General features: G+C 71.8%; 17 protein-coding genes. 10 read left to right on the forward strand and 7 right to left on the reverse strand.

Annotated features, from left to right (window positions below):
- Nucleotides 1–152: 152 nt before the first annotated feature.
- From ABZ565_RS11840 to ABZ565_RS11850, 3 genes are all read left to right on the forward strand, one after another.
- Nucleotides 153–1,022: a bifunctional methylenetetrahydrofolate dehydrogenase/methenyltetrahydrofolate cyclohydrolase gene (locus ABZ565_RS11840; protein WP_361023870.1), complete on the forward strand. Its 870-nt coding sequence runs from the start codon at nt 153–155 to the stop codon at nt 1,020–1,022.
- Nucleotides 1,023–1,025: 3 nt separating this feature from the next.
- Nucleotides 1,026–1,526: a DUF3017 domain-containing protein gene (locus tag ABZ565_RS11845; protein WP_361023873.1), complete on the forward strand. Its 501-nt coding sequence runs from the start codon at nt 1,026–1,028 to the stop codon at nt 1,524–1,526.
- A gap of 346 nt (nt 1,527–1,872) precedes the next feature.
- Nucleotides 1,873–2,862, forward strand: a complete 990-nt coding sequence (locus tag ABZ565_RS11850; protein ID WP_361023876.1) for a malate dehydrogenase — start codon at nt 1,873–1,875, stop codon at nt 2,860–2,862.
- A 70-nt stretch (nt 2,863–2,932) separates the two neighbouring features.
- On the opposite strand, the gene ABZ565_RS11855 is transcribed toward ABZ565_RS11850, so the two are convergent.
- Complete coding sequence (locus tag ABZ565_RS11855; RefSeq protein ID WP_361023879.1) at nt 2,933–3,655, reverse strand: isocitrate lyase/phosphoenolpyruvate mutase family protein; 723 nt, start codon at nt 3,653–3,655, stop codon at nt 2,933–2,935.
- Between the two features lie 8 nt (nt 3,656–3,663).
- Nucleotides 3,664–4,173 (reverse strand): carboxymuconolactone decarboxylase family protein, encoded by a 510-nt coding sequence (locus ABZ565_RS11860; RefSeq protein WP_361023882.1) that lies wholly within the window; start codon nt 4,171–4,173, stop codon nt 3,664–3,666.
- Between the two features lie 47 nt (nt 4,174–4,220).
- Between ABZ565_RS11860 and ABZ565_RS11865 the strand changes: the two genes are divergently transcribed.
- On the forward strand, nt 4,221–5,627 hold the full coding sequence (locus tag ABZ565_RS11865) for a PLP-dependent aminotransferase family protein (RefSeq protein WP_361023885.1): 1,407 nt from the start codon (nt 4,221–4,223) through the stop codon (nt 5,625–5,627).
- Between the two features lie 52 nt (nt 5,628–5,679).
- On the opposite strand, the gene rocD is transcribed toward ABZ565_RS11865, so the two are convergent.
- Entirely contained in the window at nt 5,680–6,885 is a 1,206-nt protein-coding gene (rocD, locus tag ABZ565_RS11870; protein ID WP_361023888.1) for an ornithine--oxo-acid transaminase, read from the reverse strand.
- A gap of 179 nt (nt 6,886–7,064) precedes the next feature.
- Between rocD and trpS the strand changes: the two genes are divergently transcribed.
- Together trpS and ABZ565_RS11880 are read left to right on the forward strand one after the other, a co-directional pair.
- Nucleotides 7,065–8,078, forward strand: coding sequence for a tryptophan--tRNA ligase (gene trpS / locus ABZ565_RS11875; protein ID WP_361023891.1), 1,014 nt, complete (start codon nt 7,065–7,067; stop codon nt 8,076–8,078).
- A 106-nt stretch (nt 8,079–8,184) separates the two neighbouring features.
- Nucleotides 8,185–8,778 (forward strand): 2'-5' RNA ligase family protein, encoded by a 594-nt coding sequence (locus ABZ565_RS11880; RefSeq protein ID WP_361023894.1) that lies wholly within the window; start codon nt 8,185–8,187, stop codon nt 8,776–8,778.
- 6 nt (nt 8,779–8,784) lie between these two features.
- On the opposite strand, the gene ABZ565_RS11885 is transcribed toward ABZ565_RS11880, so the two are convergent.
- Both ABZ565_RS11885 and ABZ565_RS11890 read right to left on the reverse strand, forming a co-directional pair.
- A complete protein-coding gene (locus ABZ565_RS11885) occupies nt 8,785–9,573 on the reverse strand; it encodes a decaprenylphospho-beta-D-erythro-pentofuranosid-2-ulose 2-reductase (RefSeq protein ID WP_361023897.1) in 789 nt (262 codons plus the stop codon).
- Nucleotides 9,574–9,601: 28 nt separating this feature from the next.
- Nucleotides 9,602–10,942: an FAD-binding oxidoreductase gene (locus tag ABZ565_RS11890; RefSeq protein WP_361023900.1), complete on the reverse strand. Its 1,341-nt coding sequence runs from the start codon at nt 10,940–10,942 to the stop codon at nt 9,602–9,604.
- Nucleotides 10,943–11,082: 140 nt separating this feature from the next.
- Here ABZ565_RS11890 and ABZ565_RS11895 point away from each other — a divergent pair, with 140 nt between their 5' ends.
- Nucleotides 11,083–12,039, forward strand: coding sequence for a YihY/virulence factor BrkB family protein (locus ABZ565_RS11895; RefSeq protein WP_361023903.1), 957 nt, complete (start codon nt 11,083–11,085; stop codon nt 12,037–12,039).
- Here ABZ565_RS11895 and ABZ565_RS11900 read toward each other — a convergent pair.
- Nucleotides 11,987–13,261, reverse strand: coding sequence for a D-alanyl-D-alanine carboxypeptidase (locus tag ABZ565_RS11900; RefSeq protein ID WP_361023906.1), 1,275 nt, complete (start codon nt 13,259–13,261; stop codon nt 11,987–11,989). The genes ABZ565_RS11895 and ABZ565_RS11900 overlap by 53 nt on opposite strands.
- Nucleotides 13,262–13,382: 121 nt before the next feature.
- Here ABZ565_RS11900 and ABZ565_RS11905 point away from each other — a divergent pair, with 121 nt between their 5' ends.
- The 3 genes from ABZ565_RS11905 (at nt 13,383) to ABZ565_RS11915 (ending at nt 16,715) form a co-directional block, all read left to right on the forward strand.
- Nucleotides 13,383–13,628: an SCO4848 family membrane protein gene (locus tag ABZ565_RS11905; RefSeq protein ID WP_018101105.1), complete on the forward strand. Its 246-nt coding sequence runs from the start codon at nt 13,383–13,385 to the stop codon at nt 13,626–13,628.
- A 65-nt stretch (nt 13,629–13,693) separates the two neighbouring features.
- On the forward strand, nt 13,694–14,941 hold the full coding sequence (locus ABZ565_RS11910; RefSeq protein ID WP_361023910.1) for a metallophosphoesterase: 1,248 nt from the start codon (nt 13,694–13,696) through the stop codon (nt 14,939–14,941).
- Between the two features lie 220 nt (nt 14,942–15,161).
- A complete protein-coding gene (locus tag ABZ565_RS11915; protein WP_361023913.1) occupies nt 15,162–16,715 on the forward strand; it encodes an ABC transporter substrate-binding protein in 1,554 nt (517 codons plus the stop codon).
- A 28-nt stretch (nt 16,716–16,743) separates the two neighbouring features.
- On the opposite strand, the gene ABZ565_RS11920 is transcribed toward ABZ565_RS11915, so the two are convergent.
- Nucleotides 16,744–17,469, reverse strand: a complete 726-nt coding sequence (locus ABZ565_RS11920) for a TetR family transcriptional regulator (RefSeq protein ID WP_361023914.1) — start codon at nt 17,467–17,469, stop codon at nt 16,744–16,746.
- Between the last annotated feature and the right edge of the window lie 20 nt (nt 17,470–17,489).

Consider the following 17,489-nt stretch of genomic DNA (forward strand, 5'->3'; position numbering starts at 1 on the left):
CCGGTTACTGCTGCGGCACAGCGGCCCTCATCGTTATAAGCGGTTAGTACGTTTGTCCAGCCGCGGCCCAAGAAGTTGTCCAAGTGCAACCTTGCGTCCACGCCTGGTACCTGATTGGTCCGAGGGCGGGGTCATCCGGGAGTATGGGGACCATGACTGCCCAGATTCTCGATGGCAAGGCCACCGCAGCCGCGATCAAGTCCGATCTGACCGCCCGCGTGGCGGCCCTCAAGGCCCGGGGCGTCACGCCCGGCCTGGGAACCCTGCTGGTCGGGGACGACCCGGGCAGCAGGTGGTACGTGAACGGCAAGCACAAGGACTGCGCCCAGGTCGGCATCGGCTCCATCCAGCGCGAACTCCCCGACACCGCCACGCAGGAGGAGATCGAGGCCGTCGTCCGCGAGCTCAACGCCGACCCCGCCTGCACCGGCTACATCGTGCAGCTTCCCCTTCCCAAGGGGATCGACACCAACCGCGTCCTGGAACTGATGGATCCGGCCAAGGACGCCGACGGCCTCCACCCGACGAACCTCGGCCGCCTGGTGCTCAACGAGACGGGCCCGCTGCCGTGCACCCCGCAGGGCGTCGTCCAGCTGCTGCGCCACCACGGCGTCGAGATCAACGGCGCCCACGTCGTGGTCGTCGGACGCGGCGTCACCATCGGGCGGTCCATCCCACTGCTGCTCACCCGCAAGTCGGAGAACGCCACGGTGACCCAGTGCCACACCGGCACCCGGGACCTGGCCGCGCACCTGAAGCAGGCCGACATCATCGTCGCCGCCGCGGGCGTGCCGCACATCATCAAGCCCGAGCACGTGAAGCCGGGCGCAGCCGTCCTGGACGTCGGCGTCAGCCGCGACGAGAACGGCAAGATCGTCGGCGACGTCCACCCCGGCGTGGCCGAGGTCGCCGCCTGGATCTCGCCGAACCCGGGCGGTGTCGGCCCGATGACCCGCGCCCAGCTGCTCGTCAACGTGGTCGAGGCCGCCGAGCGCGACGCCGCGGCCGTCTCCGCCGGCTGACCCGTGGGTGCTGGTACGAGTCCGGACACCGGCTCCACGGAGGAGGCCGGCGCGACCGGGTCCACGGCGGTCTCCTCCGAGCCGCCCGACACCGGCGCCGCCACCACCCGGCGGTCCCGGCGGTTCTCGCTGACCCGGGACACCGCTCGGCCCGAGGGCGGCGGGCGGGCGGCCGGCGGGGACGCCCCGGCGCCGGCCCGGCAGTGGCCGCTGCTCGCGGTGCTCTGCACGGCGGGCGTCGGACTGCTGATCGTGGCGGCCAGTCCCTTCGAGGAAGCCTTCCGCGTCGGCACGATACTGATCGGCGTCGGCCTCGTCCTGGGCGCGGTCCTGCGCGTGACCGTCCGGTCGGTGGGCATGCTCGCGGTGCGGTCCCGCTTCACCGATCTGGTGACGTACGGCCTGCTCGGCGTCCTCATCGTGCTGCTCGCGCTGGTCGCGCAGCCGGAGCCGTGGCTCGACATCCCGTTCCTGGAGGACGCGGTCCACTTCACGGTCCGCTGACCCGGAGCCGAAGGACCGGTGGCCGTCCCCTCCCCCGAGAAGGGACGGACACCGGAGGCGGGGCAACCCGGAGCGCGAAGCTCCCGAAGCGGCGGTCGAGCGGCCTTGCCCCGTCCTGCGTCCAGCCTTGTTGACAGCCCTCACCCGTTCAAGGGATGGCTGTCCCCTGTGGCACGGAAGTGACCATTCCGCCATGGTGTGACCGACAGGCAACGGGGGCCGGGCGGCCGTGGGGTTCCGGGTCGGATAGCCTGGCCGACGGATATCTCTTCACATCAAGATTCAGGGAGATGTCCCGCACCAGGGGCCAGGAGCCCGGACCGCCAGCTGTCTAACGGAGATCGCCATGACCCGCACTCCCGTGAATGTCACCGTGACCGGCGCAGCCGGCCAGATCGGCTACGCGCTGCTCTTCCGCATCGCCTCCGGCCACCTGCTCGGCCCGGACGTGCCGGTCAACCTGCGCCTCCTGGAGATCCCCCAGGGGCTGAAGGCCGCCGAGGGCACCGCGATGGAGCTCGACGACTGCGCCTTCCCGCTGCTGCGCGGCATCGAGATCACCGACGACGCGAACGTCGGCTTCGACGGTGCGAACGTCGCCCTGCTCGTCGGCGCCCGCCCCCGCACCAAGGGCATGGAGCGCGGCGACCTGCTCTCCGCCAACGGCGGCATCTTCAAGCCGCAGGGCAAGGCGATCAACGACAACGCCGCGGACGACATCAAGGTCCTCGTCGTCGGCAACCCGGCCAACACCAACGCGCTCATCGCGCAGGCCGCCGCCCCGGACGTCCCGGCCGAGCGCTTCACCGCGATGACCCGCCTGGACCACAACCGCGCGATCTCGCAGCTGGCCGCCAAGACCGGTGCCGCCGTCTCCGACATCAAGAAGCTGACGATCTGGGGCAACCACTCGGCCACCCAGTACCCGGACATCTTCCACGCCGAGGTCGCCGGCAAGAACGCCGCCGAGCTGGTCGACGACGAGGCGTGGCTGGCCGACTCCTTCATCCCGACCGTCGCCAAGCGCGGCGCCGCGATCATCGAGGCCCGTGGCGCGTCCTCCGCCGCCTCCGCCGCCAACGCCGCCATCGACCACGTGTACACCTGGGTCAACGGCACCGCCGAGGGCGACTGGACCTCGATGGGTATCCCGTCGGACGGCTCCTACGGCGTGCCCGAGGGCATCATCTCGTCCTTCCCGGTCACCACGAAGAACGGCACGTACGAGATCGTCCAGGGCCTGGACATCAACGAGTTCTCCCGGGCGCGCATCGACGCCTCGGTGAAGGAGCTCACCGAGGAGCGCGACGCGGTCCGCGAGCTCGGCCTGATCTGAGACCCCCCAGGGTCACGCACACGCCCCCGGCAGCCGCAGAGCTGCCGGGGGCGTGGTGTTCGTTACGCGGTCAGAGTCCGGCCGCGATCTCCCGCAGCGCGGCCATGGCCCGGCGCTGGAGGCCCGGCCCGAAGGTGATCCGGGTCGCGCCCAGCTCACCGAGGCGGCCCGGCCCCGGCCCGTCCGGGCGGGCCAGCGCGTTCAGCGGCAGCCCCGGCAGGGCGCCGGCCAGCGGCCCGAACACCTCGGGCGGGGCCATGATCGGGTACAGGCAGTCCGCGCCCGCCGCCGCGTAGAGCCGCGCCCGGCGCAAGGTCTCCGCCGCAGGGTCCACCCCGTCCGGGACGCCCGTGACGTACGTGTCGATCCGGGCGTTCACGAAGAGCGCGTCCCCGGCCGCCGCCCGCACCCCGGCCAGCCGGTCCGCCTGCCGGCCGGCGTCCAGCAGGACCCCGTCCACCGTGTCCTCCAGGTTGCAGCCGACGGCCCCGGCCGCGAGCAGCCGCTCCACCAGCTCGCCGGGCGCCAGCCCGTAGCCCGCCTCGACATCGGCGGAGACCGGTACGGGGACGGACCGGGCGATCCGCGCCACCGCCGCGAACATCTCGGCGGCGGGCGTCGAGCCGTCCTCGTATCCCAGGGACGCGGCGACCCCCGCGCTCGGCGTGGCGAGCGCGGGGAATCCGGCGTCCGCGAAGACACGGGCGCTCGCGGCGTCCCACGGGCCGGGGAGGACCAGCGGGTCGCCTGGGGCGCGGCCGTGGTGCAGGGCCCGCAGGCCCGAAGCGGTCACCGGGCCGCTCAGCCGTGGTCGCCGGGCGTGTAGTGGCCCGGCACCATGCGGGTGGACACGGCGAACCGGTTCCACGCGTTGATCGTGATGATCGCGGCGATGAGGTGGGCCAGCTCCTCCTCGCCGAAGTGCTTCGCGGCCCGCGCGTACACCTCGTCGGGCACGAAGCCGTCGGTCAGCACGGTCACCGCCTCGGTCAGCTCGATCGCGGCGATCTCCTTCGGCGTGTAGAAGTGCTGCGACTCCTCCCACGCGCTGAGCTGGATGATCCGCTCCAGCGACTCGCCCGCCGCGAGCGCGTCCTTGGTGTGCATGTCCAGGCAGAACGCGCAGTGGTTGATCTGCGAGGCGCGGATCTTCACCAGCTCGGCGATCACCGGGTCGACGCCCTTGCGGGCGACGGCGTCCAGACGGGCCATCGCCTTGTAGACGTCGGGGGCGTGCTGGGACCAGGCCAGGCGCGGGGTGTGCTCGGGGCAGTATCCGGAGGTGTTCGCGCTGTTCTCGTTCGTCGTCATGCCCTCAACGCTACGGGGGGAGTGGCGCAGCGGTATGGTCCATTTCCATGACAGATGCCTGGGCCACTTTCGGTGCCGACCTCCATATCGACCCGACCGGCTCGACCGGTCTGCGGGCCGGCCTGATGGACGCCCTCCGCGAAGCCGTCCGCACCGGCAGGCTGACCCCCGGCACCCGCCTGCCGTCCTCCCGCACCCTCGCCGCCGACCTGGGCATCGCCCGCAACACCGTTGCCGACGCCTACGCGGAGCTCGTCGCCGAGGGCTGGCTCACCGCCCGCCAGGGCTCCGGCACCCGGGTGGCCCGCCGCGCCGATCCCCGGCCCCCGGCGGCGGCCGCGCCTCCCCGCGCCAGGCCGCCGCGCGGCGCACCGGCGTACAGCCTGAAGCCGGGCACCCCGGACCTGGCCACCTTCCCGCGCGCCGAGTGGCTGAAGGCCGCCCGGCGCGCCCTGTCCGCCGCGCCGAACGACGCCTTCGGCTACGGAGACCCGCGCGGCCGGATCGAGCTGCGCACCGTCCTCGCCGAATATCTGGCCCGGGCGCGCGGGGTGTACGCCGACCCGGACCGGATCATCGTCTGCTCCGGCTTCGTGCACGGCCTGATGCTGCTCGGCAAGGTGCTGCGCGGGCGCCGGGTGCGGGAGGTGGCCGTCGAGTCGTACGGTCTGGGCGTCCACACCCGCCTGCTCACCGATGCCGGGCTGCGCATCCCCTGCCTGCCGCTCGACGAGCACGGCACCCGGACCGGCGAGCTGCACACCCTGCGCCACGCGGGCGCGGTCCTGCTGACCCCGGCGCACCAGTTCCCCACCGGGGTCCCGCTCCACCCGGACCGCCGGGCGGCGGCCGTCGACTGGGCACGGGCCACCGGCGGGCTGATCCTGGAGGACGACTACGACGGCGAGTTCCGCTACGACCGCCAGCCGGTCGGCGCCCTCCAGGGCCTGGACCCGGAACGCGTCGTCTACCTGGGCACCGCCAGCAAGTCGCTGGCCCCGGGGCTGCGGCTCGGCTGGATGGTGGTGCCGCGCGCCCTGGCTGCCGAGATCGCCGGGGCGAAGGGGGCGAGCGACTGGGCGCCGGGCGCGCTGGACCAGCTGACGCTCGCGGAGTTCATGGCCTCGGGGGCGTACGACCGGCATGTGCGGTCCATGCGGCTGCGCTACCGCAACCGCCGCGACCAGCTCGTCGCGGCGCTGGCCGAGCGGGCGCCGCGGATCCGGGTGAGCGGGATCGCCGCCGGGCTGCACGCCGTCCTCGAACTCCCGGAGGGCGGCGAGGCCGAGGCGATCCGGGCGGCGGCCTGGCAGGGCCTCGCGGTCGAGGGCCTGGCCTTCTACCGCCACCCGGACGCCGACCTGAAGCGCGAGGCGCTGGTCATCGGCTACGGCACCCCGACGGACAGCGCGTGGACGGGCGCGCTGGAGGCACTGCTGCGGGTGCTCGGCTGAGGGGCCGGGCGGCCCCGGCCGGCCCCGCGGGCGACGGGCCCGGCCCTCCGCATCAGCCCCGCAGGACCTCCCGCAGCTGCTCCAGACCCCAGTCCAGGTCCTCCTTGCCGATCACCAGCGGCGGGGCGATCCGGATCGTGGAGCCGTGGGTGTCCTTCGCCAGGACCCGGCGCTCCATCAGCCGTTCGGAGATCTCCCGGCCCGTGCCCAGCTCCGGCTCGATGTCCACGCCCGCCCACAGCCCGCGTCCCCGTACGGCCCGCACCGCGCCCCCGCCCGCCAGGAGCCCCAGCTCGTGGTGGAGGTGGTCGCCCAGCTCGGCGGCGCGCTGCTGGTACTCGCCGGTGCCCAGCATGTCGATGACCTCCAGCGCCACCGCGCAGGCCAGCGGGTTGCCGCCGAACGTCGAGCCGTGCTCCCCGGGGCGGTACACGCCGAGCACCGCCGCCGACGACACCACGGCCGCCACCGGCACCACTCCGCCGCCCAGCGCCTTGCCCAGCAGGTACACGTCCGGCACGACGCCCTCGTGCTCGCAGGCGAAGGTCTTCCCGGTCCGGCCCAGACCGGACTGGATCTCGTCCGCGATGAACAGCACGTCCCGCTCGCGGGTCAGCTCCCGCACCCCGGCGAGATAGCCGGGCGGCGGCACCAGCACGCCCGCCTCGCCCTGGATCGGCTCGATCAGCACGGCCACGGTGTTCTCCGTCATGGCCTCGCGCATCGCGGTGAGATCCCCGTACGGCACGATCTCGAACCCCGGTGTGTACGGGCCGAAGTCGGCGCGGGCCTCCGGGTCCGTGGAGAAGCTGATGACCGTGGTCGTGCGGCCGTGGAAGTTGTCGGCGGCGACGATGATCTTCGCCATGCCGTCCGGGACGCCCTTGACCCGGTAGCCCCATTTGCGGGCGGTCTTCACCGCCGTCTCGACGGCCTCGGCGCCGGTGTTCATCGGGAGCACCATCTCCATGCCGCACAGCTCCGCCAGGCGTGTGCAGAAGTCGGCGAACCGGTCGTGGTGGAAGGCCCGGGAGGTGAGCGTCACCCGCTCCAGCTGCGCCCGCGCCGCGTCGATCAGCCGGCGGTTGTTGTGGCCGAAATTGAGTGCCGAGTATCCGGCCAGCATGTCGAGGTAACGGCGGCCCTCGACATCGGTCATCCAGGCCCCGTCCGCCGTGGCGACGACGACGGGCAGCGGGTGGTAGTTGTGCGCGCTGTGCGCCTCGGCGGAGGCGATGGCGTTTTCCGTGGTCGACACGGGATCTCCGATCGTCGTGCGGCGTGGGCCGGTGTTGGGCCCACTTTGTATCGTCGGTCGGTTCGTCCGCGAGGAAACCTTCGGTTCACGGCGCGCCCGCGATTTCCGCCGCGGCAGCCCGCCGGGCGATTCCTCCACCGGCTGCCCGGGAAGGGCCGCACACCTGAGACAATGAGCCCATGGCCTCTGAACGTCCCCGCGTGCTCTCCGGAATCCAGCCCACCTCCGGCTCGTTCCACCTCGGCAACTACCTCGGCGCGGTCCGCCAGTGGGTGGCCCTGCAGGAGTCCCACGACGCCTTCTACATGGTGGTCGACCTGCACGCGATCACCGTCGCCCAGGACCCGGCGCAGCTGCGGGCCAACACCCGGTTCGCCGTCGCCCAGCTGCTGGCCGCCGGGCTCGACCCCGAGCGCTGCACGCTGTTCATCCAGAGCCATGTGCCCGAGCACGCCCAGCTGGGCTGGGTCATGAACTGCCTGGCCGGGTTCGGCGAGGCGTCCCGCATGACGCAGTTCAAGGACAAGTCCGCCCGGCACAGCGCCGACCGTACCTCGGTCGGCCTGTTCACCTACCCGATGCTCATGGTCGCCGACATCCTGCTCTACCAGGCCGACCAGGTCCCGGTGGGCGAGGACCAGCGCCAGCACCTGGAGCTGACCCGTAATCTCGCCGAGCGCTTCAACAGCGCCTACGGCGAGACCTTCACCGTCCCGGACCCGTACATCCTCAAGGAGACGGCGAAGATCTACGACCTCCAGGACCCGTCCTCGAAGATGAGCAAGTCGACGGCGAACCCGAAGGGCCTGATCAACCTCCTGGACGAGCCGAAGGCCACCGCCAAGAAGGTGAAGAGCGCCGTCACCGACACCGACACGGTGATCCGCTTCGACCTGGCCGAGAAGCCCGGCGTCAGCAACCTGCTGACCATCTACTCGGCGCTCACCGAGGTGCCGGTGCCCGAGCTGGAGCAGAAGTACGAGGGCAAGGGCTACGGCGCGCTGAAGACGGACCTCGCCGAGGTCGTGGTCGACTTCGTCACACCGTTCCGCACGCGCACGCAGGAATATCTGGACGACCCCGAGACGCTGGACTCCATCCTGGCCGAGGGCGCCGAGAAGGCGCGGGCCGTGGCCGCCGAGACCCTGGCGCTCACCTACGACCGGATGGGCCTTCTGCCCGCCAAGCACTGAGTCCAAGGACCCTGGCGGCGGAGGGCTCACAGGCGGCACACTTGCGGCGTGAAGCCTGTGGCCGTCAGTGGCTGAAAACAGACCACCGAGGATTGAGGAGAACGACGTGGGGACCGTAACGCTCGGCGTTTCGATCGCGGTCCCGGAGCCCTACGGCAGCCTGCTCCAGGAGCGCCGCGCGAGCTTCGGGGACCCTGCCGCACACGGCATTCCCACCCACGTCACCCTCCTGCCGCCGACCGAGGCCGAGGCGGCCGACCTGCCCGCGATCGAGGCGCACCTCGCCTCGATCGCGACCGGCGGCCGCCCCTTCCCGATGCGGCTGTCCGGCACGGGCACCTTCCGCCCGCTGTCCCCGGTCGTCTTCGTCCAGGTGGTCGAGGGCGCCTCGGCCTGCGCCTGGCTCCAGAAGCGGGTACGGGACGCCTCCGGGCCCCTGGTGCGCGAGCTCCAGTTCCCGTACCACCCGCACGTGACCGTCGCCCACGACATCCCCGAAGCGGCGATGGACCGGGCGTACGAGGAGCTCGCCGACTACGAGGCGTCCTGGATCTGCGGCTCCTTCGCGCTGTACGAGCAGGGCCGCCTGGACCGCGTCTGGCGCAAGATCAACGAGTTCCCGTTCGGCGCGGGCGGCACCGGCCCCGCCGTCCCCGCGCAGAGCGGCAGCACCCTGGACGCCCCGTCCCTGCACCCGTAGCGGGCTTCACACCGGCAGCCGCCGGAACAGCGGCCGGGGCATGTGCCGCAGCGCGGACATCACCCCGCGCAGCGCCCCCGGCACCCACACCGTCTCCGAGCGCCTCCGCAGCCCCGTCACGATCGCGTCCGCCACCGCGCCCGGCGTCGTCACCAGCGGCGTCCGGGTGAACGGGATCGCCGCCAGTGGCCCCCCGGCCCCCCGCACCGCCGCCGCGTCCGGGACCACGAGCCCCGGGCGGACCACCATGACGTGCACCCCCGTGCCGTGCAGCGCGTCGCCGAGGCCCTGCGTGAAGACGTCCAGGCCCGCCTTGCTCGACCCGTAGATGAAGTCCGCGCGGCGGGCCCGCTCACCGGCCACCGAGGACAGCACCACCAGCGAGCCGTGCCCCTGCGCCTGGAGCGCGCCCGCGCACACCAGACCGGCGGAGACCGCGCCGGTGTAGTTCGTCTGCGCCACCCGGACCGCCGCGAGCGGTTCCTCCTCGTCGCGCTCCTGGTCGCCCGGGATGCCGAAGGCGAGGAGCACCATGTCGATGTCGCCCTCGGTGAAGATCTTGCCCAGGACCGTCTCGTGGGACTCGGTGTCCAGCGCGTCGAACGCCACGGTCTGCACGTACGCCCCCCGGTGGCGCAGGTCCTCCGCCGCCGCCTCCAGGGCGGGTGAGGGCCGGCCGGCCAGCCAGACCGTGCGGGTGCGGTGGGCGATCAGCCGGCGTGCGGTGGCGAGCCCGATCTCCGACGTGCCGCCGAGGACGAGCAGGGACTGCGGGGCACCGAAGGCATCCTTCACGGGAACGCTCCTTGCAGGGGAAGAGGGTCTACAGCGACAGCCGGCGGGACAGGTCCGAGCGGAACGCCCCGTTCGGGTCCAGTTCGGCCCGCAGCGCCCGGAAGTCGGGCAGTCGCGGGTACATCGCGGCGAGCGCGCCGGGGCGCAGCCGGGCGTCCTCGGTCAGGGAGACCCGGCCGCCCGCCGCCGCCACCTCCTCGTCCAGCGAGTCGAGGAAGCGGGCGAGCCCTGGCAGGCCGGCCGGCAGATCGAGGGAGAGGTGCCAGCCCGGCGCCGGGAAGGACAGCCAGCCGGGGCCGCCGTCACCGCACCGCCTGAGCACCGCCCGGAAGGACGGGCAGCGGCTGCGGGCGATGCGCCCGACGATCCGGCGCAGCGTCTCCTCCTGCCCGTGCCCGACGAGGAACGCGTAGTGGATGCGGCCGCCGGTGGGGGAGACGCGATTGCTGTGCGGCCGGGCGTCCAGGGCGCGGAAGAAGGCGTCGAGCGGCTGGAGTTCACCGGTGCGCGACCGGGGCGCGGAGCGGTAGCCGATCTCGTTCAGCGCGGTGGCGGACAGCCGGCCGAAGAGGCGGGGCAGCAGCGGCAGTGCGAGCGGGCGGCGCGCCGGACCGAGCGCGAGGGCCGTGCGCCGGGCGTGCGCCGGGAGCGCCTGTACCGGGACGTGGTCCGCGCGGACCAGGACGCCGCGGCCGGTGGCCCGGCCCCGGGCGGTGAGGTCGATCCGGGCGTACTCGTAGGGCCGGTGGCCACCCGTCATCCGGGCCAGCAGGTCGTCCAGGCCGGCCGCCCGCTCCGTGTCGACCGCCATCAGGGCCGTGGTGACGGGCCGGAACCGGAGCGTGGCCGAGAGGATGACCCCGGTCAGGCCGAGACCGCCGGCGGTCGCGTCGAAGAGCGGGGTGCCCGGGCGCACCGTACGCACCTCGCCGTCCGCCGTGAGCAGCGCGAACTCCGTGACGTGGCGGGAGAAGGAGCCGGCCGCGCGGTGGTTGTCGCCGTGCGCGTCCGAACCGATCGCGCCGCCCACCGTGACGTAGCGCCCGCCGGGCACCACCGGCGGGAACCAGCCGAGCGGCAGCATCACCTCGCGCAGCCGGTGCAGGGTCGTGCCCGCGTCGCAGACCACCAGGCCGGCCGCCGCGTCGATCGTCCGGACGCGGTCGAGCCCCGTCATGTCGAGGACCGAACCCCCGGCGTTCTGCGCCGCGTCGCCGTGCGTCCGGCCCAGGCCCCGGGCGATCGAGCCGCGCGGCCCGCAGCCCAGCACGGTCGCCGCGGCCTCCTCGTGACTACGGGGGCGGAAACGCAGCGCGGTCGTCGGGGCGGTGCGGCCCCAGCCGGTCAGGGACACGGTGTCGACAGACATGAGGGTGACCGTATCGCCCGGGATAACACCTTTGAGGGATTTGTTACAACACTCACCGAAATGGGTGATTGAGGCCCCGTCATCTCCCGTACCTCCCACCGGGCTTCGGTTTTCGCGCGCCGGAGGGGTAGTCGTGGTCCATGGACTGGCTGAAGAAACTCCCCGTCATCGGGCCACTCGTCTCCCGGCTGATGGAGACGCACGCCTGGCGCAGTTACGAGACGCTGGTGCGGGTCCACTGGACCCGGCTGGCCGCGGCCATCACGTTCATCAGCTTCCTGGCGCTCTTCCCGCTGATCGCGGTCGGCGCGGCGATCGGTGCGGCACTGCTGACCGACAAGCAGCTGAACACGATCGAGAACAAGATCGCCGAGCAGGTGCCCGGCATCTCCGACCAGCTCGGCATCGACAACCTGGTCGCCCACGCGGGGACGGTCGGTCTGGTGGCCGGTGCGCTGCTGCTCTTCACCGGTATCGGCTGGATCGGCTCGATGCGGGACTGCCTGCGCGCCGTCTGGGAGAGGGACGACCTGGACGAGGGCAATCCGGTCCTGCGCAAACTCAAGGACGCCGGGCTGCTGTGCGGTCTCGGTGGTGCGGCGCTGGTGACGCTCGCCATCTCCTCGGTCGGCTCCGTGGCCGTGGGCTGGGTCGCCGACCTGCTCCACATCCCCGAGAACGGGGCGGGCGGGGTGCTGCTGCGGATCGCCGCCCTGCTGGTGGCCGTCGTCGCCGACTTCCTGCTGCTGCTCTATCTGCTGACGCTGCTGCCCGGCGTCGAGCCGCCGCGCCGCCGGCTGATGGTGGCCGCACTGCTCGGCGCGGTCGGGTTCGAACTGCTCAAGCTGCTGCTCGGCAGCTATATGAAGGGCGTCGCGTCGAAGAGCATGTACGGCGCCTTCGGGGTGCCGATCGCCCTGCTGCTGTGGATCAACTTCACGGCCAAGCTGCTGCTGTTCTGCGCCGCCTGGACGGCGACGCCGGGCAAGGAGGACGACCCGGCGGTGGACGCGGAGGAGGACCCCGCGCCCGCCGCCCGGCGCGTCACGGGCGGGGGCGGCGACGCATCAGGTCCGGCAGCGGCCAGCGCCGGTTGACCAGGAACACCCCGCCCGCCAGCAGGACCAGCACCCCGCCGACGATGCCCAGCGCGATGCCGGCCCCGCTGGAGCCGTCGGTCGTGGCCGCGGCCCGCGCCGCCTTGTCCGGTCCGTGGCCGCCCTTGTCCGTGGCCGCCTTGTCCGCCTCGGCGCCCTTGCCCGCGCCCTCGGTGTCCGCGCCGTCGCCGGTGACCGCGGACTTCGGCGGGACCAGCTCACCGACCGGGGTGACCTTGCCGGTCGCGGCGAACCCCCAGTCCAGGAGCCGGGCCGCCTCCTTGTACACCGAGTGCGTCTCCTCGGACGACGGGTGCATGACGGTGACCAGGAGGACCTTGCCGTTGCGCTCGGCGACGCCGGTGAACGTGTTGCCGGCGTGCGTGGTGTAGCCGTTCTTGACGCCCGCGATGCCCTTGTACGCGGTGACGCCGTCGGCCCCGGTGAGCAGGCGGTTGGTGTTCTGGATGCCGAAGGTCTCGCGCTTCTTGCCCTTCTTCTTCTCGCCGGGGAACTGCGCGGTGGCGGTCGAGCAGTACTCCCGGAAGTCCGGGTTCTGGAGCCCGTCACGGGCGAAGAGCGAGAGGTCGTACGCGCTGGAGACCTGCTCGGGCGCGTCGTACCCGTCGGGCGACACCACGTGCGTGTCCAGCGCCTGGAGCTCCACCGCGCGGTCCTGCATGGCCTGGACGGTCTTCGGCACACCGCCGTACATCGAGGCCAGTACGTGCACCGCGTCGTTCCCCGAACGCAGGAAGACCCCGAGCCACAGGTCGTGCACCGTGTAGCTGAGGTCCTCCTTGATGCCGACGAGGCTGCTGCCCTCGCCCATGCCGGCGAGGTCCTCGTCCTTCACCGTGTACTCCCGCGTCTTCGGCAGGAGGGCCGGATCGTCGAGCAGGGTGTCCGCGAAGAGCATCTTCAGCGTGGAGGCCGGGGGCAGCCGCCAGTGCGCGTTGTGCGCGGCGAGCACCTCGCCGGTCTCCGCGTCCGAGACCATCCACGACCGGCCCGTCAGCTCCTTGGGCAGCACCGGGGCGCCGGGCCCGAGGTTGACCTGGGTGCCGGTCCGCCCCAGCTGCGCGCCACCGACCTGCGACATGGTCGCGGGAGGCTTGGGGGCGTCGTCGTCCCCGTCGGCCGCCGAGGCGGGTGTGACGGCGAAAGCGGACAGCAGGGCGGCAGAGGTGACCGCCAACGCGGCCTTCTTGAGAGCTGGCACGGTCGAAAACGTACATGCAGTTGATGTGAATATATGTACTGGCGGTGTGACCCGCCGGGCGGACCGCCGGGACGGACCACCCCGCCCGAGCCACCCGGAACGCGGCGGCGATACTGAATCCATGAAGCTCAGCCGCCCGGTCTCCTGGTTCCTGCTCGCCTTCGGGGTGTGGTCTTGGATCATCTGGGTCACCTTCGCCAAGAATTTGTGGAAGGACGGCAGCGGCCTCGCCTTCGACGACGCCGGTGACCCGACCGCGTACTTCTGGGTGCATCTGCTGCTCGCCATCACGTCCTTTCTTCTGGGGACGGCCGTGGGCTGGATCGGGTTCCGGGGCGTCAGGGCCCTGCGCACCGAAAAGGCTTGAAACCACTGGTCCCGGCCGGGACCTGAATCGGGCGGTACGGGGACGAACGGGGCGGGGGAGCAGGTATGCGGGTCGTGGGGGCCGTGCTGGCGGTGCTCGCTGTGCTCGCCCTGCTCGTGGCCGTGCACCGCTATGTGTGGCGGCGGTTCGTCGGTGACACGACGGCTCAGGGCAGCCCGTGGCGGAGGGTCGGCACCGTCGCCGCGTACGTGCTGCCGCTGCTCAGCGTCGGCGCCCTGGCCGCCGGGCCCGCGGGCGCGCCCTTCCCGGTCCAGCGGGCGCTGGCCTGGCCCGGGTACCTCTGGCTCGCCGCGCTCCTCTACCTGACGCTCGCCCTGCTCGTCGGCGAGGCCGTACGGCCCCTGCTGCGCCGGTGGCTCGCGCGCCGGGCGGTGGCCGGGGCGGCGCCCGTACGGGAACCGGTGCCCGTCCCCGTACCGGCGTCGGCTCCGGAGGCCGCGCCCGGGCCGGAGGCCACCGCGCCCTCCCCGTCGCGGCGGCTGTTCGTGGCGCGGGCGGTCGGGGGCGCCGCCGCCGTGGCCGGGCTGGGGACCGTGGGCTACGGGACGTACGGCGTGCTGCGCGGGCCCCGGGTGAAGCGGGTCACCGTTCCGCTCGCCCGGCTGCCGAGGGCCGCGCACGGTTTCCGCATCGCCGTCGTCAGCGATATTCACCTGGGCCCGATCCTGGGCCGCTCCCATACGCAACGGATCGTGGACGCGGTCAACCGGACCCAGCCCGATCTCATCGCGGTCGTCGGTGATCTGGTCGACGGATCGGTCGCGGATCTCGGCCCGGCCGCCGAACCGCTCGCCGGCCTCCGCGCCCGGCACGGCGCGTTCTTTGTCACCGGCAATCACGAGTACTACTCCGGCGCGGCCCAATGGGTTGATCATGTACGGGAATTGGGGCTGCACCCGCTGGAGAACGCCCGGGTGGAGACCGGTGGTTTCGATCTGGCCGGGGTCAATGACATCGCCGGTGAGAGCGAGGGCCAGGGCCCGGATTTCGCCCGCGCCCTCGGGGACCGCAACCCCGCCCGCGCAGTCGTGCTCATGGCCCACCAGCCCGTGGTGATCGACGAGGCCGTCGAGCACGGCGTGGACCTGCAACTGTCCGGACACACCCACGGCGGCCAGCTGTGGCCCGGCAACTACGTGGCGGAGCTGTCCAACCCGACGGTCGCCGGGCTCGAACGCTACGGCGACACCCAGCTCTACGTCACCCGGGGCGCCGGCGCCTGGGGACCGCCCGTGCGGGTCGGCGCGCCGTCCGACATCACCGTGGTCGAGCTCGCCTCCCGGCAGGCGTAATCCCCCTCGTGCGAGCGAGAAATGGCGGGACGGGTGACCGGCCGGGAACCCTCTGTATTCGGCGTAAGCGTCAAAGGTTTCGACTGACAAACAATTGGCTATGAGCCTCTGATCTCCCCTTCCAGATGTGAAAATCGTGTGATTTGCTGAGCGTGAACGTGCGGTGATCTGCGTATCTGAGCGCGACACCGAGGTGGGGCTGTTAAGGGAGAGCACGTCAATGCGGTCGATCCGGCTACGGATTCTCGCGATTTTCGCGGTATTGGTCATCGCAGGCGTGGTCGCCTGGCAACTCCTTCCCTCGGACGAGGGGGACTCCGATCCGGTCGTCGTCGGTACGACCGACGCGGTGACCTCGCTCGACCCGGCGGGCGCCTACGACGCCGGTTCCTGGGCGATGTACAGCAACGTCTACCAGTCCCTGATGACGTTCAAGTCCGGCGGGATCGTCCCCGAGCCGGACGCGGCCGAGAGCTGTGGCTTCATCGGCGGCAAGCTGCAGACGTACCAGTGCAAGCTCCGTGACGACCTGACGTTCTCGGACGGCAAGGAGATGACCGCCGAGGACGTCAAGTACTCGTTCGACCGCATGCTGGAGATCAAGACGGACGTCGGTCCCTCGGTCCTCTTCCCCAGCCTGAAGAACGTGGTCACCGAGGGCCGGACCATCACCTTCAACCTCTCCTCGCGCGACGCGACCTTCCCGCAGAAGATCGCCACGGGTGCCGGCGCGATCGTGGAGAAGGACGCCTACTCGGAGCACAAGCTGCGCAACGACGGCAAGGTGACGGGCTCGGGGCCGTACGTCCTGAAGTCCTACGAGGCCGGCGTGAAGGCCGAACTCGTGCCCAACTCGCGGTACAAGGGCGCGATCAGCGAGACCGGCGGTCCGGTCACCGTGCGGTACTACAAGGAGTCCGACGACCTCCTCTCGGCCTGGAAGTCCGGCCAGGTCGACGTGACGCACCGTCAGTTGCCGCCGTCCACGCTGGCCGAGCTGAACCCGGGTGACACCGACAAGCGCGTCACCGAGGCGGACAGCGCCGAGATCCGCAACCTCGTCTTCAACGTCCGCAAGGACTCCCCGCTCGCCGACCGCAAGGTCCGCCAGGCGATCGCGGCGGTCATCGACCGCGGCCCGCTGGTGAGCAAGATCTACCAGGGCACCGTCGAACCGCTCTACTCGCTGATCCCGCAGGGCACCATCGGGCACAGCACCCCGTTCTTCGACGCCTACCCCTCGCCGGACGCCAAGCGCGCGAAGGCGCTCATGGACGAGGCCGGCGTCCAGACGCCGCTGGCCGTCACCTTCGCCTACCGCGAGGGCGACCAGTACACCGACGAGACCAAGGAGATCCAGCGTCAGCTGAACGCCACCGGGCTCTTCAAGGTGACGATCAAGGCCGTCGAATGGACCCGGTTCCAGAAGGGCTACGCCGCCGGTGAGTACGACATGTACACCGTCGGCTGGCTCCCGGACTACCCGGACCCCGACACCTTCAGCCAGCCGCTCGTCGGCCGCGACAGCAGTCTTCACAACGGCTACACCAGCAAGAAGATGGACCAGCTGATCAGCGCCACGCTGCAGTACAGCGACCGCAGCCGCGCAGCGGGGGACTTCAAGGAGCTCCAGAAGCTGGTCGGCGAGGACGTGCCGTTGGTGCCGCTGTGGCAGAAGAAGGACTACGTCATCGCCAAGGCGGACGTCTCCGGCTCGCAGTACCTCTCCGACGGCACGGGCGTGTGGCGCCTGTGGGAGCTCGGCTGGATCTGATCGCCGGCTCCGACCGGTGCGCGGGCGGCTAGGACTTCACCGGTCCGGCCGCCCGCGCCGTCGTTTCCGGCAGGAACTCCTCCAGCACCTCGTGCACCTGCCGCACCAGCGGCCGCACCACCCGGAACCGGGACAGGGACAGGGCGCGGGCGGCGATCGGGACCGTACGCGTGACCAGCCGGCGGCTGCGGGCGGCGCCGTCCGTCCGGTCGTACACCCAGAACAGCACCAGGCCCATGTGCGCGAGCCACATCAATCGCGGGAGCAGCGGGGTCAGTTCGGGGTCCGTCCGGGTGGTGGAGCCGGTCAGGCAGCGCTCGTGGATGGCGATGACCGCCTCGCGCGCGGTGACCGATTCCGGCGAGAACGGGCTGAGCGGGCTCTCCGGATCGGCGGCGTTCTTGAAGAACTGCGTGGCGAAGGGGCGGTACGGCTCCGCCACGTCCAGCCAGGCCAGAAGCACCCCGCGCAGACGCGCCGCGAGGTCCTTCTCGGCGTCCAGGACCGGCCGCACCGCCTCCGCGTGCTCGGCGGCGAGCCGGTCGTAGAACCCCTGGACCAGGTGCTCCTTGGACGAGAAGTAGTAGTAGGCGTTCCCCACCGAGACGCCCGCCTCCTGGGCGATGGCCCGCATGGTCGTCCGGTCGTAACCGCGTTCCTGGAAGAGCCGGAGCGCGGTTTCGAGGATCAGCGCACGGGTCTGCTCGCTCCGGGGGGCCTTGACGGCCTTCGCGTCCTTCTCTTCCTTCACCACGGCCCGAGCGTATCCGGGCC

It is taken from the genome of Streptomyces sp. NPDC016469 (genome assembly GCF_040632905.1).
Lineage (GTDB): Bacteria > Actinomycetota > Actinomycetes > Streptomycetales > Streptomycetaceae > Streptomyces.

Coding starts and splice junctions, on each gene's coding strand:
- ABZ565_RS11910 (WP_361023910.1), top strand. CDS start 13,694: ATGCGGGTCGTGGGGGCCGTGCTGGCGGTGCTCGCTGTGCTCGCCCTG.
- ABZ565_RS11860 (WP_361023882.1), bottom strand. CDS start 4,173: ATGACGACGAACGAGAACAGCGCGAACACCTCCGGATACTGCCCCGAG.
- trpS (WP_361023891.1), top strand. CDS start 7,065: ATGGCCTCTGAACGTCCCCGCGTGCTCTCCGGAATCCAGCCCACCTCC.
- ABZ565_RS11865 (WP_361023885.1), top strand. CDS start 4,221: ATGACAGATGCCTGGGCCACTTTCGGTGCCGACCTCCATATCGACCCG.
- ABZ565_RS11905 (WP_018101105.1), top strand. CDS start 13,383: ATGAAGCTCAGCCGCCCGGTCTCCTGGTTCCTGCTCGCCTTCGGGGTG.
- ABZ565_RS11840 (WP_361023870.1), top strand. CDS start 153: ATGACTGCCCAGATTCTCGATGGCAAGGCCACCGCAGCCGCGATCAAG.
- ABZ565_RS11850 (WP_361023876.1), top strand. CDS start 1,873: ATGACCCGCACTCCCGTGAATGTCACCGTGACCGGCGCAGCCGGCCAG.
- ABZ565_RS11890 (WP_361023900.1), bottom strand. CDS start 10,942: ATGTCTGTCGACACCGTGTCCCTGACCGGCTGGGGCCGCACCGCCCCG.
- ABZ565_RS11915 (WP_361023913.1), top strand. CDS start 15,162: ATGCGGTCGATCCGGCTACGGATTCTCGCGATTTTCGCGGTATTGGTC.
- ABZ565_RS11895 (WP_361023903.1), top strand. CDS start 11,083: ATGGACTGGCTGAAGAAACTCCCCGTCATCGGGCCACTCGTCTCCCGG.